This is a genomic window from Nocardia sp. NPDC056064, assembly GCF_042266925.1.
Classification (GTDB): domain Bacteria; phylum Actinomycetota; class Actinomycetes; order Mycobacteriales; family Mycobacteriaceae; genus Nocardia.
Map to the genome: position 1 here is coordinate 435823 of NZ_JBHJWO010000002.1, position 19348 is coordinate 455170.

General features: G+C 69.4%; 23 protein-coding genes and 2 tRNA genes. 16 read left to right on the top strand and 9 right to left on the bottom strand.

Annotation, left to right across the window (positions count from 1 at the left end):
* Nucleotides 1-58 precede the first annotated feature (58 nt).
* Both orn and ACFC06_RS25895 read left to right on the top strand, forming a co-directional pair.
* Complete coding sequence (orn, locus tag ACFC06_RS25890; RefSeq protein WP_375936886.1) at nucleotides 59-697, top strand: oligoribonuclease; 639 nt, start codon at nucleotides 59-61, stop codon at nucleotides 695-697.
* A 55-nt stretch (nucleotides 698-752) separates the two neighbouring features.
* Nucleotides 753-825: transfer RNA gene (locus ACFC06_RS25895), tRNA-His, on the top strand.
* Nucleotides 826-868: 43 nt separating this feature from the next.
* Here the strand turns inward: ACFC06_RS25895 and ACFC06_RS25900 are convergent.
* Complete coding sequence (locus ACFC06_RS25900) at nucleotides 869-1396, bottom strand: CGNR zinc finger domain-containing protein (protein ID WP_375936888.1); 528 nt, start codon at nucleotides 1394-1396, stop codon at nucleotides 869-871.
* A gap of 25 nt (nucleotides 1397-1421) precedes the next feature.
* Between ACFC06_RS25900 and ACFC06_RS25905 the strand changes: the two genes are divergently transcribed.
* Complete coding sequence (locus ACFC06_RS25905; protein ID WP_375936891.1) at nucleotides 1422-1589, top strand: hypothetical protein; 168 nt, start codon at nucleotides 1422-1424, stop codon at nucleotides 1587-1589.
* A 110-nt stretch (nucleotides 1590-1699) separates the two neighbouring features.
* Nucleotides 1700-2050, top strand: coding sequence for a hypothetical protein (locus ACFC06_RS25910; protein ID WP_375936893.1), 351 nt, complete (start codon nucleotides 1700-1702; stop codon nucleotides 2048-2050).
* 69 nt (nucleotides 2051-2119) lie between these two features.
* On the opposite strand, the gene ACFC06_RS25915 is transcribed toward ACFC06_RS25910, so the two are convergent.
* A complete protein-coding gene (locus ACFC06_RS25915; protein ID WP_375936896.1) occupies nucleotides 2120-3328 on the bottom strand; it encodes an Ig-like domain-containing protein in 1209 nt (402 codons plus the stop codon).
* Nucleotides 3329-3666: 338 nt separating this feature from the next.
* Here ACFC06_RS25915 and ACFC06_RS25920 point away from each other — a divergent pair.
* The 3 genes from ACFC06_RS25920 (at nucleotide 3667) to ACFC06_RS25930 (ending at nucleotide 5395) form a co-directional block, all read left to right on the top strand.
* Nucleotides 3667-3739, top strand: a tRNA-Lys gene (locus ACFC06_RS25920).
* 619 nt (nucleotides 3740-4358) lie between these two features.
* A complete protein-coding gene (locus ACFC06_RS25925; protein WP_375936899.1) occupies nucleotides 4359-4973 on the top strand; it encodes a transglycosylase SLT domain-containing protein in 615 nt (204 codons plus the stop codon).
* A 77-nt stretch (nucleotides 4974-5050) separates the two neighbouring features.
* The gene (locus ACFC06_RS25930; protein WP_375936902.1) at nucleotides 5051-5395 is read left to right on the top strand and encodes a hypothetical protein; all 345 of its coding nucleotides are present in this window, start codon (nucleotides 5051-5053) and stop codon (nucleotides 5393-5395) included.
* On the opposite strand, the gene ACFC06_RS25935 is transcribed toward ACFC06_RS25930, so the two are convergent.
* The gene (locus tag ACFC06_RS25935; RefSeq protein ID WP_375936905.1) at nucleotides 5392-6189 is read right to left on the bottom strand and encodes an alpha/beta fold hydrolase; all 798 of its coding nucleotides are present in this window, start codon (nucleotides 6187-6189) and stop codon (nucleotides 5392-5394) included. The two genes, ACFC06_RS25930 and ACFC06_RS25935, sit on opposite strands and share 4 nt — an antisense overlap.
* 102 nt (nucleotides 6190-6291) lie before the next feature.
* Between ACFC06_RS25935 and ACFC06_RS25940 the strand changes: the two genes are divergently transcribed.
* The 3 genes from ACFC06_RS25940 (at nucleotide 6292) to ACFC06_RS25950 (ending at nucleotide 10159) form a co-directional block, all read left to right on the top strand.
* On the top strand, nucleotides 6292-6606 hold the full coding sequence (locus ACFC06_RS25940; RefSeq protein WP_375937327.1) for an ArsR/SmtB family transcription factor: 315 nt from the start codon (nucleotides 6292-6294) through the stop codon (nucleotides 6604-6606).
* Nucleotides 6607-6695: 89 nt separating this feature from the next.
* Entirely contained in the window at nucleotides 6696-8519 is a 1824-nt protein-coding gene (locus tag ACFC06_RS25945) for a phosphoenolpyruvate carboxykinase (GTP) (protein ID WP_375936908.1), read from the top strand.
* Nucleotides 8520-8521: 2 nt separating this feature from the next.
* Complete coding sequence (locus tag ACFC06_RS25950; protein ID WP_375936911.1) at nucleotides 8522-10159, top strand: SulP family inorganic anion transporter; 1638 nt, start codon at nucleotides 8522-8524, stop codon at nucleotides 10157-10159.
* Nucleotides 10160-10364: 205 nt separating this feature from the next.
* Here the strand turns inward: ACFC06_RS25950 and ACFC06_RS25955 are convergent, their stop codons facing one another.
* The gene (locus ACFC06_RS25955; RefSeq protein ID WP_375936914.1) at nucleotides 10365-11204 is read right to left on the bottom strand and encodes a hypothetical protein; all 840 of its coding nucleotides are present in this window, start codon (nucleotides 11202-11204) and stop codon (nucleotides 10365-10367) included.
* A 64-nt stretch (nucleotides 11205-11268) separates the two neighbouring features.
* The gene (locus ACFC06_RS25960; RefSeq protein WP_375936917.1) at nucleotides 11269-11730 is read right to left on the bottom strand and encodes a MarR family winged helix-turn-helix transcriptional regulator; all 462 of its coding nucleotides are present in this window, start codon (nucleotides 11728-11730) and stop codon (nucleotides 11269-11271) included.
* A 74-nt stretch (nucleotides 11731-11804) separates the two neighbouring features.
* On the opposite strand from ACFC06_RS25960, the gene ACFC06_RS25965 reads away from it, so the two are divergent.
* Nucleotides 11805-12782, top strand: coding sequence for a pirin family protein (locus ACFC06_RS25965; protein WP_375936920.1), 978 nt, complete (start codon nucleotides 11805-11807; stop codon nucleotides 12780-12782).
* A 135-nt stretch (nucleotides 12783-12917) separates the two neighbouring features.
* The gene (locus tag ACFC06_RS25970) at nucleotides 12918-13214 is read left to right on the top strand and encodes an excalibur calcium-binding domain-containing protein (RefSeq protein ID WP_278262985.1); all 297 of its coding nucleotides are present in this window, start codon (nucleotides 12918-12920) and stop codon (nucleotides 13212-13214) included.
* Nucleotides 13215-13406: 192 nt separating this feature from the next.
* Here the strand turns inward: ACFC06_RS25970 and ACFC06_RS25975 are convergent, their stop codons facing one another.
* A complete protein-coding gene (locus ACFC06_RS25975) occupies nucleotides 13407-13640 on the bottom strand; it encodes a DUF3618 domain-containing protein (RefSeq protein WP_375936923.1) in 234 nt (77 codons plus the stop codon).
* A gap of 75 nt (nucleotides 13641-13715) precedes the next feature.
* Between ACFC06_RS25975 and bcp the strand changes: the two genes are divergently transcribed.
* Nucleotides 13716-14189, top strand: a complete 474-nt coding sequence (gene bcp, locus ACFC06_RS25980) for a thioredoxin-dependent thiol peroxidase (protein ID WP_375936926.1) — start codon at nucleotides 13716-13718, stop codon at nucleotides 14187-14189.
* Here the strand turns inward: bcp and ACFC06_RS25985 are convergent, their stop codons facing one another.
* The gene (locus ACFC06_RS25985; RefSeq protein ID WP_375936929.1) at nucleotides 14190-14918 is read right to left on the bottom strand and encodes a TetR/AcrR family transcriptional regulator; all 729 of its coding nucleotides are present in this window, start codon (nucleotides 14916-14918) and stop codon (nucleotides 14190-14192) included.
* A gap of 116 nt (nucleotides 14919-15034) precedes the next feature.
* On the opposite strand from ACFC06_RS25985, the gene ACFC06_RS25990 reads away from it, so the two are divergent.
* Both ACFC06_RS25990 and ACFC06_RS25995 read left to right on the top strand, forming a co-directional pair.
* Complete coding sequence (locus ACFC06_RS25990) at nucleotides 15035-15985, top strand: ATP-binding cassette domain-containing protein (RefSeq protein WP_375936932.1); 951 nt, start codon at nucleotides 15035-15037, stop codon at nucleotides 15983-15985.
* Nucleotides 15982-16740, top strand: a complete 759-nt coding sequence (locus ACFC06_RS25995; RefSeq protein ID WP_375936935.1) for an ABC transporter permease — start codon at nucleotides 15982-15984, stop codon at nucleotides 16738-16740. Before ACFC06_RS25990 ends, ACFC06_RS25995 begins: the two co-directional genes overlap by 4 nt.
* A 40-nt stretch (nucleotides 16741-16780) precedes the next feature.
* Here ACFC06_RS25995 and ACFC06_RS26000 read toward each other — a convergent pair whose 3' ends face one another.
* The gene (locus ACFC06_RS26000; protein ID WP_375936938.1) at nucleotides 16781-17983 is read right to left on the bottom strand and encodes a hypothetical protein; all 1203 of its coding nucleotides are present in this window, start codon (nucleotides 17981-17983) and stop codon (nucleotides 16781-16783) included.
* Between the two features lie 285 nt (nucleotides 17984-18268).
* Between ACFC06_RS26000 and ACFC06_RS26005 the strand changes: the two genes are divergently transcribed.
* Complete coding sequence (locus ACFC06_RS26005; protein ID WP_375937330.1) at nucleotides 18269-18886, top strand: TetR family transcriptional regulator; 618 nt, start codon at nucleotides 18269-18271, stop codon at nucleotides 18884-18886.
* A 13-nt stretch (nucleotides 18887-18899) separates the two neighbouring features.
* On the opposite strand, the gene ACFC06_RS26010 is transcribed toward ACFC06_RS26005, so the two are convergent.
* Nucleotides 18900-19337: a holo-ACP synthase gene (locus ACFC06_RS26010; RefSeq protein WP_189032848.1), complete on the bottom strand. Its 438-nt coding sequence runs from the start codon at nucleotides 19335-19337 to the stop codon at nucleotides 18900-18902.
* Nucleotides 19338-19348: the final 11 nt, after the last annotated feature.

Sequence of the window (19348 nt, forward strand, 5' to 3'; positions counted from 1 at the left end):
TCGCCCACGCGACGCACCTAGCGATCCGGGCGGGGACCGCACCGTTAGGGTGACTCAGGTGTCCGACAAACTCTTGGTCTGGATGGATTGCGAGATGACGGGGCTCCGTCTCGACAGCGACAAGCTGATCGAGATCGCCGCGCTCGTGACCGACAGCGACCTGAACATCCTCGGTGACGGTGTCGACATCGTCATCCACGCCGACGACGCCGCCCTGGCCTGCATGCCCCCGGTCGTCGCCGAGATGCACGCCAAGTCCGGTCTCACCGAGGAGGTCCGCGCCTCCACCGTGACCCTCGAGCAGGCCCAGGCCGAGGTCCTCGACTACATCCGCCAGTACGCGCCCGCCGCGCGCACGGTGCCGCTGTGCGGCAACTCCATCGCCACCGACCGCGGGTTCATCGCCCGCGACATGCCGGAACTGGACGCGCACCTGCACTACCGGATGGTCGATGTGAGCTCGATCAAGGAGCTGTGCCGCCGCTGGTACCCGCGCATCTACTTCGGTCAGCCGGACAAGGGCCTGGCCCACCGCGCGCTGGCCGACATCAAGGAGTCCATCCGCGAGCTCGAGTACTACCGCCGCACCGCGTTCGTCCCGCTGCCCGGGCCGTCGACCACCGAGATCACCGCCGCCGCGGCGGCCGCCACCGAGGCCGTGGATGTCACCGGATCGAGCCCCCGACCAGCGGATTAGGGCATACGCCCCCTGGCACGCTACTATTTACCGCGCCGGTGAATAACCGGTGATGGTGACTGTAGTTCAGTTGGTAGAGCACCAGGTTGTGATCCTGGCTGTCGCGGGTTCGAGTCCCGTCAGTCACCCGAGCGAGAGAGCCCGGTCCCCACGGACCGGGCTTTCTCCGTATCAGCGCCCGGTCCCGCGCCGCTCACGATGCCTGCGCACCGCCGACCGATTCGCGCATGCCGGACTGCAGAAGCGTTGCGTGCCGTTGCGGGAGTTGTCGGCGAAGACCCGTTCGCAGCCGTCGGCCGCGCAGCCACCGAGGCGATCCATGCCGAGCCCGGTCAGATGCAGTGCGGTGCCCACGGTGATGAGCGCGGCGATCTGACGGTCGGTGGCCACCCCGGGGTCACGGAAGTGCAGATGCCAGCCGTCCCCGGCGTGGTCGGTCAGCCGGGGCGCCGCGGCGTACTCGCCCAGCAGCACATTGAGCAGGGCGGCGCGTTCCCCCCGCTCCACGGCCAGCACCACCTGCCGCCAGCGGGCCAGGAACGCCGTCACCGAGGCGCGATCGGCCTCGGTGGGCGCGCACGACAGCACCAGCCCCGCGGCGGCACAGCGCTGCCCCAGCTCCGCCGCGCTCGCACACGGCTCGTTGAGCAGTTCGATGCCGAGCCGCACCGGCTCCCGGCCGTAATGGTTGTAATGCACAATGCCATTACAACAGACTCGATGCATGAGCACCCACCACGCACACACCTGGCGGATCGAGTCCTGCCACCGCACCAGCGACGGCCTGGTCACCTATCAGCGCTGCCGGTGCGGAGTACGCCGCATCGCCGTCGGCGAGACGGCCGGGATCACCGCCGAACTGCATGGCGAGGATCACCGCGCCACCGCCTGAGCGATCACATGACGGATTCATGACGAACCTCACGTCCGGCCCGCTACACTCTGGACCGCCGCCCAGGTGTGTGGCATCTCTCGTCAGCGTTCGACCGGAAAGACCACTTGATGAAGCGTTCCACCGTCGTCGTGGCCCTCGCGGCCGCCACCGTGCTCGGTCCCGTCGCGGGCACCGCGGCGGCGTCCCCCGGCCTGCCCCTCACCGAGTTCACCGCCGAGGTCCCCGGCGCCCCCGTGGGCGCGGGCCTGCCCAGCGAGCTGCCCGAATCCGGCTCGGCGCAGAGCGGATCGACGACCGGCGTGGAGACCACCGGCTCCTCGGGCACCGGCTCGGCCGGGCTGCCCAACCTGGACCGCCTGCTGTTCGGCGGCCGCATCCTGTGCGGCGCCCTCGGCAGCGCGCTGGCCGTGGCGGGCGAGGCCATGATGGACTGCGCCGACCTGCCGACCCCGGCCTGAACCACCCCCGATCACGACGAAGGGCCACCGGAGATCTCCGGTGGCCCTTCGTTTTTCGCTGACCGCGGCTCAGGCGACGTCGGCGTTGCCCGCCTTCCATTCCGGCCACGGGATGTTCCAGTCACCGAGTCCGTCGACACCGGACAGGGTGCCGCCGACGGTGTTCTTGACGATGGTGATGTCACCGCGCTTGGCGTTCTCGTAGACCCAGCGCGCGTTGGCCGGGCTCAGGTTCAGGCAGCCGTGGCTGGCGTTGGAGTAGCCCTGCTGCCCCACCGACCAGGGCGCCGAGTGGAAGAAGATGCCGCTGTAGGAGATCCGGGTGGCGAAGTCGACCGGGGTGCGGTAGCCGGCCGCCGAGTCCACCGCGACACCGTAGGTCGAGGAGTCCATGATGATGTGCTCGAACTTGTCGCCGACGATGTAGACGCCGTTGTCGGTAGGCGTGCTGTCCTTGCCCATCGAGGTCGGCATGGTCATCACGACCTGGCCGTTGCGTTCGACCACCACCTGCTTGGTGTTGTCGTCGGCGGTGAAGATCTGCGCGTCACCGACGGTGAAGAACGAGGTGATGTTGTCCTGGCCGTACAGACCCTTGCCCAGGTCCTTGCCGTAGACGTTCACCTCGATGGACACCTTGGTACCCGGCGCCCAGAAGTTCTCCGGCCGCCAGCGCACCTCGCGGTTGTTCACCCAGTAGAAGGCGCCCTCGACGGCGGGTTCGGTGGTGATCTTGATGGCGTCCTGCGCGGCGCGACGGTCGGGGATGTTCTCGTCGAACTGGATCGCCACCGGCTGGCCGATGCCCACGACCTCGCCCTCACCGGGCAGCAGGTACGGCTTGGTCTGGTTGTCCGGAGAGCTGGTGGTGAACGAGAGCCGGGTGGAGTTGGCCCCGCCCAGGCCGATCGCCGACGCGGTCAGCGTGTAGGTCTTGCCGTAGCCGAGGACCTCGGTGGTCTCCCAGGAGCGGCCGTCGGCGGCGAGCTTGCCCGCGACCGCGCTGCCCTGCGGGTTGGTCAGCTTCACGTCGGTGAAGGTGCCGTCCTCGACCTGGAAGCCCAGCGGCATCCCCGGCGAGACACCCACCTGACCGTCCTTGATCGCCGAGACCAGCTTCGGCTTGATCAGCTCGGTGATGGGGTTGCGATCGATCGCCGCCTCCACCCCCGTGCCCTCCGCCGACGAGCAGGCCGAGACGCCCAGTGCGAGCACCGCGACGAGCACGACCGGAACGAACGTCCGTAGCGACCGAGGTCGCCCCCGCTTCTTACCCATGTCAACCCCGTTTCCGTACCGGCGCAATAACCAGTGCGCCGCAGATCCCACCGACTGAATCGTTCATGCCAACCGCGCCGGCGGGGCGTTCGAGATCGTCGTCCCGTCATTCTGCCAGCCCGCCCGGCCCGCACCAACGGGAAAGCCCCCGCGACACGACCAGTTCACAATCGTTAGATACGTCCGGGGGCCGCCGCCGTTAACAACGCGAACAGCATTGCGTTCCCGCTGGTCAGAGCCCGATTTCACGTTTCGCCCCTGAGCCTGTTAATGTTTGTTCCGCACCGGAGAGCGGGGCCGGACAGAGAGTCCAGGAGCCGCGATCCACAGCAAACCAAGCGCCATTAGCTCAATTGGCAGAGCAGCTGACTCTTAATCAGCGGGTTCGGGGTTCGAGTCCCTGATGGCGCACAACAGACCGCATCCCGGCAGTTATCACAACTGCCGGGATGCGGTCTTTCTACGTCTGGTGCCGCCCGTCGGGCAACGGTCACGGTCTCGTTATCGAACGGCCATGGATTTCGGCACTGATGTCACTCGGACACCAATTCGGACAGCTTCGAGCTGCGCAAACGCTCGCGAAACCCGATTCGGGCAATCTTTTTCTGTGACGCCCGCCACTGCGGTAACGGGGGCAAACCCCCTGCATACATAACGATTCCGCAACCCCCGCGGGAACCGACCAAGATCGGCATCGTTTGCCGTTCAGGTCTCGTTCACCTTGCGTTCACTTACCGTGACCATTCTGCAATCAGGTCACAAACGGACCTGCGGTTTGGTTAGAGCGGGAGTACCCAACTTCCGGAAGTTCCAAACAGCGCGTGGTCTCCCCGCAGCCAGCTGTGGAGCACCGTGCGACGCGATGGACAGCCCTCGAGCGTCCCACTCCCTGACAGCGTCGCACCTTCCCCATACAGACAGAAACAACACATCGCCTGACCGGCGTGCGCCGCTGCGTGCGCTGCCGCGATCCACCGTACTCCACACCGGGCCGGTGCTCGCCAGACAGAGATGAAGGAACAGAACAGCAATGCTCAACAAAGACAAGCTCAGCACCGTTATCGGCCGTCGTTCGCGTCGTGAGGCGTTCACCGTGGCGGTCGCCGCGGTCGGCCTGGTCGCCGTGGCCGCGTCCTCCGCCGTCTCCTTCGCCGACGACAGCGTTCCCGAGCGTGCTGCGATGGTCGTCGAGCAGGCGGAGAACATCCCCGCCGCCGCGGCCCCGGCCGTGCAGGCCGCCCCCGCCCCGGCTCCCGAGGCCGCTCCGGCGCCCGCCCCCGAGGCCGCTCCGGCCCCGATGCCGGAACCGGCACCCAAGACCTACGAGAACAACCTCGACGGCTGGATCCGTGAGGCCCTCGACATCATGGCCGCCAAGGGCATCCCCGGCAGCTACGAGGGCATCCACCGCAACATCATGCGCGAGTCGACGGGTAACCCCCAGGCGATCAACCTGTGGGACATCAACGCGATCAACGGCATCCCCTCCAAGGGCCTGCTCCAGGTGATCGACCCCACCTTCGCCGCGTACCACGTCGAGGGCACCCCGTTCGATGTCTGGAACCCGGTCTCCAACATCGTCGCGGCCTGCAACTACGCGGCCTCGCGCTACGGCTCGATGGACAACGTCAACAGCGCGTACTGACAGCCGCTGACGCACACAACGCCCGTGCCCCGGTCGACGATGACCGGGGCACGGGCGTTCGTCGTAGAATCGCCGACGTGCCAGACAGCGCCGATCAGGCACCCGATCACGCGCATTCCGACGCGGCCAACGCCGGCCGCGTCGCCAAGGCCCGCCGGCTGGCCGCCTATCTGTGGTCGCGCGATATCCGCAGCGCCGAACTGACCACCCTCGACGCCGCCACCCTGCGCAAGCTCGCCCGCGCCGCGCGGACCAACCCGCCGAGCACCGGCGAGACCTGGCGGGTGGTCGCCGATCTGCTCGACCAGAAGGACGCCTGGGCCGCCCGCAACCCCGGCCACCCGGCGGCGGTGCGCGCGCACGCCGACGAGAAGCTGCTGTGGGTCAAACCGCCCGTGCGGCCCTGGTCGGCCGGGGACTAGGCCAGGAAGTCGATCAGCACGCGGTTCACCTCGTCCGGGCGCTCGAGGTAGCCGTAGTGCCCGCACCGTTCGATCTCGGTGTAGGTGGCACCCGGGATGGCCTCGGCGACCTCGCGACCGAAGCGCGGCGGCACCATCTGATCGTCGGCGAATCCGACCACCAGGCTCGGCACGGTGATCGCGCGGTAGGCCGCGCGACGGTCCTGCGAGCGGTCCATACCCGCCTGCGCGCGGGTGCCCGCGGTGGCCTTGCCCGCGGTGAACTCGAAGATGTCGAGCCACTCCTGGGCCTTGGCCGGGTCGGCCAGGGTGTGCGGGGACAGGTTCAGCATGGCCTTGACCGCGGCCGCGTACTCCGGCGGCAACTGGATGCCCTTGTCGTAGAGCGCCTGCTCGCCCCGGCTCAGCGTGCTGGTCACCGGATGCGGGCGGGCGGTGGCGGCGAAGAGCACCGCCTTGCCCAGCAGCTCGGGCCGCGCCAGCGCGAGCTCGGCGACCACGCGCGAGCCCATCGAGGTGCCAACGACGTGCGCGGGCGCGCCGAGATGCTCGATGAGCGCGGCGGTGTCGCCGACGAGATCGGCCATGGTGATGCCCGACGCCGATTCCGACGACGGCGCGATCCCGCGGTTGTCCATGGTCGCCACCCGGAATCCGGCCGCGACCAGGGCGGGGACCTGGTAACTGCGCCAGACGCGACCGGGGCTGCCGCTGCCCATCACGAGCAGGACCAGCGGGCCCGACCCGGTGACGTCGTAGTTGAGCTGGATGCCGTTGAGCGAGGCGATGGGCATATCTCTCCTGTTAGCCTGTTTGCTAAAGTTAGAAAACACCTTACCTCCGACGGCAGGACGGGACTCAGCACGGTGCCAGGACTGAGCAGGCCGCTCTATCAGATGAAGGCCGACTTCTTCAAAACCCTCGGCCATCCGGTGCGGATCCGGGTGCTGGAGCTGCTCAGCGAGCGCGAGCACGCCGTCTCGGAGATGCTGCCCGAAGTCGGCGTCGAGGCGGCGAACCTGTCTCAGCAGCTGGCGATCCTGCGCCGCGCGGGGCTGGTGACCGCCCGCCGCGAGGGCCTGTCGGTGACCTACGAGCTCACCTCGCCCCGGGTCAAAGAGCTGCTGACCGTGGCTCGCGCCATCCTGACCGGTGTCGTCGCCGGTCAGGCCGAACTACTCGACAATCCCCCCGAGACCACCGTCGCCTGATCCGGCATCCGCCGAACCGGATCGACCCGTTCCCACTGATTGCGTATTTTCTAAACTAGACACCTAGCAAGGTGAGAAGGAGAACAATCGTGACCGCGAGCTCCGTGCCTGCGACGGTCCCCACCGCGCATCCGGCCGTCCTGCGCTGGGTCGACGAGATCGCCGCGCTGACCACGCCCGACCGGGTGGTCTGGTGCGACGGGTCCCCCGCCGAGTGGGATCGCCTGACCACCGAACTCGTCGACAAGGGCACCTTCGTGCGCCTCGACGCCAAGCCCAACTCCTTCTGGTGCGTCTCCGATCCCGAGGACGTCGCCCGCGTCGAGGACCGCACCTTCATCTGCTCCGAAGACCCCGCCGACGCGGGCCCCACCAACAACTGGGTCGACCCCGTCGACATGCGCACCGTGCTCACCGAGCACTACCGCGGCGCCATGACCGGCCGCACCATGTACGTGATCGCGTTCTGCATGGGCCCACTCGACGCCGCCGAACCGAAGTTCGGCGTGCAGATCACCGACTCGGCGTACGTGGCCGTCTCGATGCAGATCATGACCCGCTCGGGCACGCCGGTCTGGGAAAAGCTCGGCGGCGACACCGAATTCGTGCGGTGCCTGCACTCGGTCGGCGCTCCGCTGGCCGCGGGGCAGGCCGATGTGCCGTGGCCGTGCGACCACACCAAATACATCGCGCACTTCCCCGAATCGCGCACCATCTGGAGCTACGGGTCCGGCTACGGCGGCAACGCGCTGCTGGGCAAGAAGTGCTTCGCGCTGCGCATCGCCTCGGTTCTCGGCCGCGACGAGGGCTGGCTGGCCGAGCACATGCTCATCCTGAAACTGACCTCGCCGCAGGGCAAGACGCACTATGTGGCGGCGGCGTTCCCGTCCTCGTGCGGCAAGACCAACCTGGCCATGCTGGAACCGGCGCTGCCCGGCTGGCGGGCCGAGACCATCGGTGACGACATCGCCTGGCTGCGTTTCGGCGCCGACGGCAGGCTCTACGCGGTGAACCCCGAGGCCGGTTTCTTCGGCGTCGCGCCGGGCACCGGCGAGCGCACCAATCCCAACGCGATCGCCACCATCGACCGCGGCAATTCGATCTTCACCAACACCGCGCTCACCGACCAGGGCGACGTCTGGTGGGAGGGCCTGACGAAGCAGCCGCCCGCACATCTGACCGACTGGCGCGGCAACGACTGGACCCCCGCATCGGAAACACCGGCGGCGCATCCGAATTCGCGCTACTGCACCCCGATCGAGCAGTGCCCCTCGGTGGCGCCGGAGTGGAACGACCCGACCGGGGTGCCGATCTCGGCGATCTTCTTCGGCGGTCGCCGGGCGAGCACGGTGCCGCTGGTCGCCGAGACCTTCGACTGGGCACACGGGGTGTTCACGGCCTCGGTGCTGTCCTCGGAGACCACCGCCGCGGCGGCGGGCGCGGTCGGGGTGGTGCGCCGCGATCCGATGGCGATGCTGCCGTTCCTCGGCTATCACGTCGGCGACTACTTCGCGCACTGGCTGAAGCTGGGCGCGGCCGCCGATCCGGCGAAGCTGCCGAAGATCTTCCAGGTCAACTGGTTCCGGCGCGATGCCGAGGGCACCTTCCTGTGGCCCGGCTTCGGCGACAACGTCCGCGTGCTGAAGTGGGCGCTCGAACGTCTCGACGGCGGCGCCGAGGCGCGGTGGACGCCGATCGGCTACGTCCCCACCGCCGAGGCCCTGGACCTGTCCGGGCTGAACGAGACCGATCGTGCCCTGGTCGAGCGGGCCCTGGCCGTCGACACCGAGGAATGGGTCGCCGAGACCCGCTCCATCGACGAATGGTTCGCCGGTATCGGCGGCAACCGGCTACCCGACCAGCTGCGCGAGCAGCTCGCCGCGCTGAAGTTGCGTCTGCTCGGCAACCGCTGACCATGCGGGCCCTGCTGCCGACCTGGTCGGCATGGCAGCCCGCCTTCCGGGCACCGGGCTCGGATCTGATGTCGGGGCTGATCGTGGCGCTGGTGGCTCTGCCGCTGGCGCTGGGATTCGGCATCAGTTCCGGGCTCGGCGCCGCCGCCGGGCTGGCGACGGCGATCGTGGCCGGTGCGCTGGCCGCGGTCTTCGGTGGCTCGCGCTTCCAGGTCTCCGGACCGACCGGCGCGATGACCGTGGTGCTGGTGCCGATCGTGGCCGAGCACGGCGCGTCCGGCGTGCTGACCGTGGGTTTGATGGCCGGGGTGCTGCTGGTCGGTCTGGCCTTCGCCGGGGTCGGCCGGGCGGTGCGGTTCATGCCCGCCCCGGTGATCGAGGGGTTCACCGCGGGGATCGCGGTGGTGATCGCGCTGCAGCAGTTCCCCGGCGCGCTGGGGGTGTCCGGGGCCGAGGGCGAGAAGGTCTGGCAGTCGGCCTTCGACGCGGTGCGCCGCTTCCTCGCCGATCCGCACGCCACCGCGCCGGTGACCGCGCTCGCGGTGGCCCTGGTGATCCTGGTCGGCGGCCGGTACCTGCCGAAGCTGCCGTTCGCCCTGGTCACGGTGGTGCTGGCGACGGTGTGCGCGGGTGTGTTCCACCTGGATCTCGCCCGGATCGGCACGATCCCGGCCGGGTTGCCCGCGCCCTCGCTGGAATTCCTGCGCCTCGACGAACTGACCGCGCTGCTGCTGCCCGCGCTCGCCGTCGCCGCGCTGGCCGCGCTGGAGTCGCTGCTCTCGGCGACCGCCGCCGACGCCATGGCGGTGGGCACCCGCCACGATCCCGATCGCGAACTGTTCGGGCAGGGCCTGGCCAATATCGCGGCGCCGCTGTTCGGTGGCGTGCCCGCGACCGGTGCCATCGCCCGGACCGCGGTGAATGTGCGCTCCGGCGCGCGCACGCCGCTGGCGGCACTCACCCACGCGGCGATCCTGGCCGGGATCGTCTACGGCGCGGCGGGCCTGGTGGCCCACATCCCGATCGCAGCGCTGGCCGGTGTCCTGCTCGCGACCACAGTGCGCATGGTGGAGACCGCGTCCCTGGCCGCCATCGCGCGGGCCTCGCGTGGGGACGCGGTGGTCATGGGGATCACCTTCGTGGTCACCGTCGCCTTCGACCTGGTCACCGCCGTGGTGATCGGGATCGGCTTCGCCCTGGTCCTCGCGGTACGCGCGGTCGCGAAAGAAGCCCGGCTGCACCAGGTCCCGCTCGACGAGTCCGATCATCTCGGCGAGGAACACGCGCTGCTGCGCGACCACATCGTCGCCTACCGCATCGACGGCCCGCTGTTCTTCGCCGCCGCCCACCGCTTCCTGCTGGAATTGGCCGAGGTCACCGACGTGCGGGTGGTGATCCTGCGGATGTCGCGCATCACCGCACTCGACACCACCGGCGCCCTGGTCCTCACCGGCGCCGTCCGCAAACTCGAACACCGCCACATCACGGTCCTGTTCTCCGGCCTGCGCCCAGACCACCACCGCCGCCTGACCGCGATGGGCGCGCTGCCCTCGGGCGGCGAGGACAGCGTCTTCCCCGACACCGGCGCCGCGATCGCCTACGCGCGTCAGCTCATCCCCGCGAGCCGCAAGCACCATTGAGCCGTATCGCAGTGTCTCCCAGCACCGTTGGCCTGGCGGCACCGCCGACCTCCGCGGGCCCTCATTCCGCCGGGCACCACAGGCGAGGTGACGAGCTCCGCCGCCCCGGAGTGGGCTACACGGCCCCTGGGCGGGCCTGGCGGCGAGCGCCGGATCACCGGCCGAGGGTGACCAGCACTGCGCGAGACAGGTCGCCCCCGGTCGTTCAGCTCGCGGCGGCGAAGTAGGCGGTGCGGACCTCGATACTCGCCGGGGGCGGGAAGTCGGGGTTGCCCGAGCCGAGGGGGCCGACCGCTACTTTCCAGGTGGGCGAGGAGGTGTCGACGGCGGTGTCGGCGTTCGACGGTTGCAGGACGACGTCGTGGCCGCCGGAGCAGGAGTAGGCGCCGACCAGTCCGTCGGAGCGGCCGCCCCAGGCGCCGCCGACGCGGATGCGGCACTGGCGGCCGTCGGCGAGTTCGAGTGCCCAGGGTTCGGGGGATTCGGTGCGGCCGATCGGGGCCAGTGGCGGGTCGACGGTGTACTTGCGCAACGTGCGCTCCCAGGGGTCCGAACCGCAGAGCAGGGCGGCCTTGTCCGGGGTCGGCCAGCAGACATCGGCCGAAGCCGCCGACGGGCCGCAGTGGTAGATACCCGCGGTGGTCGCCGAACGGCTGGGGACAGCATCGACGCAGCTCAGAGTGCTCACCGGATCGGGACTGGACAGCGTGAAGCCGTCGCGCGGCTGACCGGCGGCATCGACGGCGACCAGCGTGACGACCGCCGTGGCGGGCCCCGGGGCGGGCATCGGAGCCGGCGTGCCGCCACCGGTCGGTGCGGGTGCGGCAGGGGTACCGCCACCGGTCGGCGCCGGGGCCGGAGTACCCCCACCGGTCGGCGCCGTGATGTCCGGGGCGGGCGTGCGACCACCGGTCGGGCCCGCAGCCGATGACGTGCTCGGCAGGAAGGTCGACCCCGGATAGTCCAGCGGTTTCGATTCCGCGCACCCGGTCAGCACCAGGGCACACGCCGCGCCGATCAAGACCTGTGTTCCGCCGATCCGCATGGCCGCCCCTTCGTCCGAACGCTCGAACCCCGACGTCTGTGCATCGCCGCCGCCCCCGGACTCGTTAACCTGGCGAACAGGTCCGGTCCGCCGCCGCGATCACCTTCGCCGACAACGAGCGCAGCGCCGCGCTCTCCTGCTCGGTCAGCTTGTCCACGAACAGGTCCCGCACCAGCTCCACGTGCTCGGGCGCGGCCCGGCGCAGCACCTCCCGGCCGTGTTCGGTCAGCGAGACGACCACGCCGCGCGCGTCGTCGGCGGCGGGCGTCCGGTCGACCAGCCCGCGCGCGGCCATCCTGGCCAGCTGCTTGGACAGCCGGGACTTGTCCCAGCGCACCTCGGCGACCAGTTCCTTGGCGCGCAGGCAGCCGTTCGGCGCGGCCGAGAGCGGCACCATGAGTTCGTAATCGGCCATCGACAGGCCGTGTTCGCTCAGTCCCGCGCTGAGCGCCCCGTCCAGGCGCTGGCGCATCTTGATGAACGCCTGCCAGGTCTGTTGCTCCGCCTCGGAGAGCCATCTCGTCACGGGAATTATCCTAGAGTGCGTAAGGTTGACATGGAAACCAAGCTACCGTGGATTCACTTCAGGAGGCGTTCCCCATGCCAGCTGTCACCGTCGACGACATCATGGTGCTGCCCCGGCTCCCCCGCCCGGACGTCACCGAGACCCAGCGGCCCGTGCGCCGCATCACCAGCGCGCACCGCCAGCAGGAAGGCGCGGGCTTCGAGGTCACCCGCCCGTTCCCGAGTGTGGATCTGCGCTCGGCCGACCCGTTCATCCTGCTCGACCAGATGGGCCCGGTCGCCTACGAGCCCTACGAGGCCAAGGGCGCGCCCTGGCATCCGCACCGCGGCTTCGAGACGGTGACCTACATGCTCGACGGCATCATGGTCCACCACGACTCGCAGGGCGGCGGTGGCGTCATCGGCGAGGGCGACACCCAGTGGATGACCGCCGGTTCCGGCATGCTGCACGACGAACTGCCCGACGAGAAACTCGTCATCTCCGGCGGCACCTTCCACGGCATCCAGCTGTGGGTGAACCTGCCCCGCGCCAAGAAGTTCGCCACCCCGCGCTACCAGGACCTGCGAGCGGGCGAGCTGACGCTGGTGAGCTCGCACGACGGCGGCGCGCTGGTCCGCATCATCGCGGGCGAGCTCGGCGGCTTCACCGGCCCCGGCTCCACCCAGACCCCCATCGCCTACGCGCACGCCTCGATCAGCCCCGGCGCCCAGCTGGAAACCCCGTGGCCGCAACACTTCACGGCCATGGCGTACGTGCTCGCGGGCAGCGGCACGGTCGGCGCCGACCGCAGGCCGATCGGTCCGGGACAGCTCGTGGTCTTCGGCGCCGGTGACGTGATCAGCCTCACCGCCGACACCGAACAGCACACCACCACCGGCGATCTGGAAGTACTGCTGCTGGGCGGGACTCCGCTGCGGGAACCGGTGGTCCAGTACGGCCCGTTCGTCATGAACACCAAGGAAGAGATCATCCAGGCCATGGAGGACTTCCAGGCCGGTCGCATGGGCACCGTCCCGGCCGAACATCTCACCGGTCGGCGCTTGGGCGAATAACCGACCGCTGGTCGCGGCGATCGGGTGCAGCGGCGCGGTTGACAACGGGCGGCCCCGTCACGATTGTTGACGGGGCCGCCCGCCATCGCACGTGTCCGGGCCCACATCCGAACCGCAGCAGACATAGAGGAATTCATGAACGTTCGCCGGCTCACTGTCAGCCTCGCCGCCGTAGGCCTCGGCCTGCTCGTCACCCCCGTCGCCAACGCCGACGTGGTGTCGGGCTCCGCGGGCACCGGCTCTTCCAGCTTCGACTCCCTGCTCGGTGCCACCGGCTCGGCCAACCTGGTCCAGTCCGGCTCGGCCGGCGGCGCCTTCCGCAGCTGCGACGACGCCATCGCCGCCGGACGCGCCCCCCTGTTCCGCGGCGAGGCGGGCTACTCCCCGCACCTGGACCCGGACGGCGACGGCCTGGCCTGCCCCACGCAGTAATTTTTTGAGGCTGGCGCCTCGAGGTTTTCGGCCCCTTGGGCCTCACTCCCGAGGGGCGATACTCCGGCTTCGCCGTTACGTCTCGCCCCTCGGGAGCGAGGCGGCCGAAAACCCGTGGGGGTCGCCATTACGAAGAACACCCGATGTGGCTAAGTGCCGCATCGGGTGTTCTTTCTTGTTACCGCTTGTTTCTCAGCGGCGGAAGATCTTGATCAGGAGCAGGCCCGCCACGAGGGCGCCCGCGCCGATCACTGTGTATTTGACCTTGGGCTCGTTGAACTTGGCGACCACCATCGCTTTGGTGTCGTCCGCGATCCGCTGCGGATCGGCGCGCACCGCCAGTTCGTCGAGTGTGGTCGCCAACCGGGCGCGCGCGATCTCGATCTCGCGCTCGATCCGGTCGGTGTCGTCCTTGGCCACCGTCACCTCCAGGTAAATGTCTGCTGCTCGCCGACGAGTCTATCCATGCCCCCGACCGGGCCGGTCGGATACCGTGCGGTGGTGACCGACAACCATCGCCTCTCCCCCGGAGACCCCGCCCCCGATTTCACGCTGCCCGACGCCGACGGCAAGGACGTGTCGCTGTCGGACTATCGCGGCCGCAAGGTGATCGTCTACTTCTACCCGGCCGCCAGTACTCCTGGCTGCACCAAGCAGGCCTGCGACTTCCGCGACAACCTCGCCGAGCTCGGCGGCGCGGGCATCGACGTCGTCGGTATCTCCCCCGACAAGCCCGCCAAGCTGGCCAAGTTCCGCGACGCCGAGGGCCTGACCTTCCCGCTGCTGTCGGACCCCGAGCGCGACGTGCTCAAGGAATGGGGCGCGTTCGGCGAGAAGACGATGTACGGCAAGACCGTCACCGGCGTCATCCGCTCGACCTTCCTGGTCGACGAGAAGGGCGTCATCGAGGTGGCCCAGTACAACGTGCGCGCCACCGGCCACGTCGCGAAACTGCGCCGCGACCTGTCGGTGTAGTCAGTCGCCGAATCCGGCGATGTACACCTCGTAACCATCGAGCAAGCGGGCCAGACCGAATTCGAAATCGGCCCGCTCCCAATCGATGTCGTCGTCGTCATCGAACGCGGCGGTGGCGAGGGCGGCCGAGACCGACGGGAAGCGCTGCGGGTCGAGCACCCTGGCCATCACCGTGGCGTAGTCGTCGCCCTCGTCCACCTCCAGGTCGCGCAGGAACCGCCGCTTGCTGACCACGAACATCGACACGTTCATCACCAGCTGCAACTTCACCGGCATCGGCACCGCCGCCCCGGCCAGCACGCCCAGCGCGGTCTCGAGCCAGGCCATATTGTTGGGGCCCATCGGCGGCCGGTACATCGGGATGTCCATCCACCACGGATGCCGCCCGATCCGGTCGAATTCGGCCAGCGCCCACTGCTCGAGCCCCGCCCGCCACGACGTCCCCGGCGCGATGACGGGCGGCTGCCCGACCATCCGGTCCATCAGCAGATCGATCAGTGTGTTCTTGCTGTCGACATAGCGATACAGCGACATGGCGGTGAAGCCGAGCTGCTTGGCGACCCGGCCCATCGACAGCGCCGCGAACCCCTCCGCGTCGGCCACCTCGACGGCCGCGTCCAGGATCTGATCGAGGGTGAGGCCGCGGCGGGGGCCGCGCGCGCCGGACTGCCCGAGCCCCCACATCAGCTCGACCGCCTTGGGTAACGCCGTGTCGCCGGACGTCGTCATCGACTCCTACCTCCTCCGCTCGCCTCGACTCTAGCGGTGGCCACCCTTGCGCTCATCAACTGCTTACTCTATAAACTACGTTTATCACATAAACAGTTTCTCGATCGGAGAACCTCATGCCCTCCCATCCCGTCCCCGCCCTCACCATCAGCGGGTTGCGCAAGTCCTACGGTGATCACGTCGTCCTCGACGATCTGGACCTGACCGTCGCCGCGGGCACCGTCTTCTCCCTGCTCGGCCCGAACGGCGCGGGCAAGACGACCCTGGTCCGCATCCTGGCCACCCTGATCCAGCCCGGCAGCGGGCAGATCGACGTCTTCGGGCACGACGCGGTCACCGAGGCCGACGAGGTCCGGCGGCTGATCGGCGTCACCGGCCAGTACGCCGCCGTCGACGGTGTCCTCACCGGTACCGAAAATCTGCGGCTCGTCGGCAGGCTCCTGCATCTGGACAGGTCCGAGATCCGGCGCCGCACCGCCGATCTGCTCGACCGCTTCGACCTCACCGACGCCGCGGACCGGCCCGTCAACACCTATTCCGGCGGAATGCGCCGCCGCCTCGATCTCGCGATGAGCCTGCTGGGCCGCCCGCGCATGGTCTTCCTGGACGAGCCGACCACCGGGCTCGACCCGCGCAGCCGCCGCGACCTGTGGACCTCGATCCGCGAACTCGCCGCGAGCGGCACGACGATCTTCCTCACCACCCAGTACCTGGAGGAGGCCGACCAGCTCGCCGACCGGATCGCCGTGCTCGACGGCGGACGCATCGTCGCCGACGGCACCGCCGAGGAACTCAAGCGGCTGGTCCCCGGCGGACACCTGCGCCTGCGCTTCGCCGACCCACGGGTGCTCACCGCCGCGGCGTCGGTCGCGGTGGGCGGCCACGCCGACCCCGACCAGCTGACCCTCCAGGTGCCCTCCGACGGCAGCGCCGCGCAGATGAAACACCTGCTCGACCGCTTCGCCGAACTCGGCATCGCCGTCGAACAGCTGACCGTGCACACCCCCGACCTCGACGACGTCTTCTTCGCCCTGACCGGTCAGCCCCGATCGGCGGCCGCCGCATGAACGCCCTGCAAGACTCCGCCACGATGCTCGACCGCAATATCCGGCACACCCTGCGCAGCCCCGACATGATGATCATGACCGTCGCGCTGCCGGTGATCATCCTGCTCATGTTCATCTACGTCTTCGGCGGTGCGATGAGCATGGGCCGCGGCGCCTACGTCGACTACGTGGTGCCCGGAATCATCCTGCTGTGCGCGGGTTTCGGCGCGTCCACCACGGCCGTCGCGCTGTCCACCGACCTCGCCGAAGGCATCATCGACCGGTTCCGGGCCATGGCCATCGCCCGCTCGGCGGTGCTCACCGGGCACGTCGTCGAGAGCGTGCTGCGCAATCTGATCACCTCGGGGCTCGTGATCGGGGTGGCGATGCTGATCGGCTTCCGGCCGACCGCCGATCCGCTGCGCTGGCTCGGGGTTGTCGGGCTGCTCGCCCTGTTCATCTTCGCGCTGTCCTGGCTGGCGGCCGCGCTCGGCCTGCTCGCGCGGAATCCGGAGGCGGCCAACGGTTTCACCTTCGTGTTCATGTTCCTGCCCTACGTGAGCAGCGCGTTCGTACCCACCGAGTCGATGCCGACCTGGCTGCACGGGTTCGCCGAGAACCAGCCGGTGACACCGGTGATCGAGACCATGCGCGGGCTGCTCATGGGCACGCCGATCGGCGACAGCGCCCTGCTCGCCGTGCTCTGGTGCGCGGGCATCGCCCTGGCCGGATATCTCGGCGCCGGTGCGCTGTTCCGCCGCCGTACCCGCGCCTGACGCAGCGAGGGTCCGCGATCGTCGCGGGCCCTCGGTGTGTTCAGTCGGCGGACTGGGACTGTGGTCCCTCCGGGGTGACGGACTGCGCGGGCTGCATGCTCATCGGGATACCGGTGCCGGGCACGGTCGGCGCGGCGGCCGGGATCTGCGGCACCAGCGGCGCCGCGGGCTCGAGCGGCAGCGGGTCCTCCTGCGGCGCGTCACCGTAGAGCTGGGTGGGATAGTCGAGCGGGAACTCGGCGGGGTCGACCAGCTGCGGGTTCGGCGACACCGTCTCGTACTGCGAGGTGTCGGACAGCTCCGGAGCCTGCGGTACCGCGCCGGTCTCCGCCGATCCGGCGTCGACGGTCTGCTGGATGTCGGCGGCCTTCGGCGCTACCGGACCCGCCGGGGCGGCGCCGGGCTCCGAGGACACCGCGGTGTTGTCCACCGCGGTCGGCCCGGTGTTCATCACCGCGTAGGACCCGCCCGCGACGAGTCCACCGGCCAGCACGCTCGCGGCCGCCGCGACCAGCGCGGTCCCCCGCTTGGACCGCGGCGCGACCGCGACCGGCACCTCGGTGGCGTCACCGAGTGCCACCAGCGCCGCTCCCGCGGCCGGCGCGAACGGTGCCAGCCGACACGGCAGCACCGGCACCCCGAACCCTGCGACCGCCTCGCGCACCGCGGGCGCGTCGGCCGAGGAGCCGACCAGCACCACCGCGCCGGGCTTCACCGAGGCGGCGTCGAACTGGTCCCAGGCCGCGGACACGCCCGCGCGCAGGGCATCGGGCGTGGGCGCGCCGGTCTGCGCGTAGGCGGCGAGCACCCGGTGGCGGCCGGGGTCGACCAGGGTCATGGCCTGGTAGCCGGGCACCGCCTCGTAGACCAGCAGATTGTCGAACTCGTCGAGCCAGGTCATCGCGCCGGCCACGAACAGGTGCGCCGATTTCGCCGAGACCAGCGAGGCGGTGTTCCAGTCGCTGGTCGCCAGCCGGGTGACGATCGCGCGCCGCTCGGCCGCGTCGCGGTAACTCACTGCCGCTCCGGCGATCTCGCAGTCGTCGTCGAGTTCGGCGGCGAGCGCGTCGAGCGCGGTGTGCACCGCCGCGGCCACCTCCGCCTTGCCGTCGCCACCGGCACGCATGGTGCGGCGCAACACCATCCGATCGGTGAGGGTGCCACCGGATTCCGCGAACGCGACCGCGTGCACGGCTCCTCGCTCGGTGCTGACGCCGAGGGTTACCACAGATCCTGCTGCCACAAGTCTTGCCTTCCCCTGCGAAACTGTGTGAATCGGTGCGGACCGGGGCCGCACAGGGCCCGCGCGGATGCACGCACGCTCATCTGATGATTCGTCACCGGTCACGGGCCGGATGGGTGGAATATCACCCGATCGCCGACCCGTTGTTGACACGCTGTCGGTATGCGCGTGTCGGGAACGTCGAGGTACCGCTAGCCTGGATGAGTGGAAGTACACGCGCGGGCCCGGTCCAAGCAGAGCCGTCCGGACCCTGCGCTGGAATTGCAGGACGACCCCCAGGAGCTGATGCCGCGCAAGCGGCCGACCCAGGAGCGCAGCAAGCGCAAGTTCGACGCGCTGTTGCAGTCCTCACGGGAACTGCTGGTCGAGGTGGGTTTCGAGTCGTTCACCTGTGAAGAGGTCGCCCAGCGCGCCGAGGTGCCGATCGGCACCCTCTACCAGTTCTTCGCCAACAAGTACGTGATCGTCTGCGAGCTCAACCGCCAGGACCTGGTCGCGGTGTCGCGGGAGCTGGCCGACTTCCACGGCGAGGTGCCCTCGCTGGACTGGCTGCGCCACATGAACCAGTTCGTCGATCACCTGGCCAACCTGTGGACCACCGATCCCTCGCGGCGCGAGGTGTGGCTGGCGATGCAGTCGACCCCGTCGACCCGGGCCACCGGCGCGCTGCACGAGAAGGAATTCGCCGAGGTGGTCTCGCAGATGCTGCGGCCGCTGACCCCGCGCACCCCGCGCGCCCGGCGCACCATGATGGCCGAGGTGCTGGTGCACGTCGTCTACTCGATGCTGAACTTCTCGGTCCAGGACGAACAGTCCAATGCCGACGCCGTCGCCGAACTCAAGCGGCTCATGGTCGCCTATCTGCTGGTGGCCGAAAAGGAATCGCGCACCGCCACGGAGTGACGGTGCGCGATGGCTAGCGGGTCGTTTCCCGGCCCTCGATCAGATCGGCGAGTTCGCCCGGGTCTTCCAGGACCACCATGGCGGCCGCGGTGTCGCCGTCGTGGGTCAGCGACAGGTGCACCCGCGCGCGAGGCAGGAATTCCGCGGCCAGGCCGTGCAGTTTGATGCTCGGCCTGCCCCAGGCGTCGTTGACGACCTCGATCAGCGGATAGGGGTTGTCCCCGATCTGCGGGCTGCGCGCGAAGCGAGACGATGCCCAGGCTTTGAGCACCGCCTCCTTCGCGGCCCAGCGTGCGGCGAAGCTGCGGGCCGGGTCGGTCTGTTTGCTCTGGCAGTAGCGGCGTTCACCGGCGGTGAAGCTCTCCCTGAGCATCGTCGTGCCCGACCGTTGCAGCTGCTCGGCGAACTCGGAGATGGTCACCAAGTCCAAACCGATTCCGAGAATCGTCACGAAGCGGCAGC

What these genes read in the sequence shown, in the direction of transcription:
- ACFC06_RS25940 (WP_375937327.1), top strand. Translation starts at nt 6,292, where the DNA reads ATGAAGGCCGACTTCTTCAAAACCCTCGGCCATCCGGTGCGGATCCGG.
- ACFC06_RS25955 (WP_375936914.1), bottom strand. Translation starts at nt 11,204, where the DNA reads ATGCGGATCGGCGGAACACAGGTCTTGATCGGCGCGGCGTGTGCCCTG.
- ACFC06_RS25935 (WP_375936905.1), bottom strand. Translation starts at nt 6,189, where the DNA reads ATGCCCATCGCCTCGCTCAACGGCATCCAGCTCAACTACGACGTCACC.
- ACFC06_RS25915 (WP_375936896.1), bottom strand. Translation starts at nt 3,328, where the DNA reads ATGGGTAAGAAGCGGGGGCGACCTCGGTCGCTACGGACGTTCGTTCCG.
- ACFC06_RS26005 (WP_375937330.1), top strand. Translation starts at nt 18,269, where the DNA reads ATGCCGCGCAAGCGGCCGACCCAGGAGCGCAGCAAGCGCAAGTTCGAC.
- ACFC06_RS25950 (WP_375936911.1), top strand. Translation starts at nt 8,522, where the DNA reads ATGCGGGCCCTGCTGCCGACCTGGTCGGCATGGCAGCCCGCCTTCCGG.
- ACFC06_RS25990 (WP_375936932.1), top strand. Translation starts at nt 15,035, where the DNA reads ATGCCCTCCCATCCCGTCCCCGCCCTCACCATCAGCGGGTTGCGCAAG.
- ACFC06_RS25910 (WP_375936893.1), top strand. Translation starts at nt 1,700, where the DNA reads ATGAAGCGTTCCACCGTCGTCGTGGCCCTCGCGGCCGCCACCGTGCTC.
- ACFC06_RS25995 (WP_375936935.1), top strand. Translation starts at nt 15,982, where the DNA reads ATGAACGCCCTGCAAGACTCCGCCACGATGCTCGACCGCAATATCCGG.
- ACFC06_RS25965 (WP_375936920.1), top strand. Translation starts at nt 11,805, where the DNA reads ATGCCAGCTGTCACCGTCGACGACATCATGGTGCTGCCCCGGCTCCCC.
- ACFC06_RS25970 (WP_278262985.1), top strand. Translation starts at nt 12,918, where the DNA reads ATGAACGTTCGCCGGCTCACTGTCAGCCTCGCCGCCGTAGGCCTCGGC.
- ACFC06_RS25905 (WP_375936891.1), top strand. Translation starts at nt 1,422, where the DNA reads ATGAGCACCCACCACGCACACACCTGGCGGATCGAGTCCTGCCACCGC.
- ACFC06_RS25925 (WP_375936899.1), top strand. Translation starts at nt 4,359, where the DNA reads ATGCTCAACAAAGACAAGCTCAGCACCGTTATCGGCCGTCGTTCGCGT.
- ACFC06_RS25985 (WP_375936929.1), bottom strand. Translation starts at nt 14,918, where the DNA reads ATGACGACGTCCGGCGACACGGCGTTACCCAAGGCGGTCGAGCTGATG.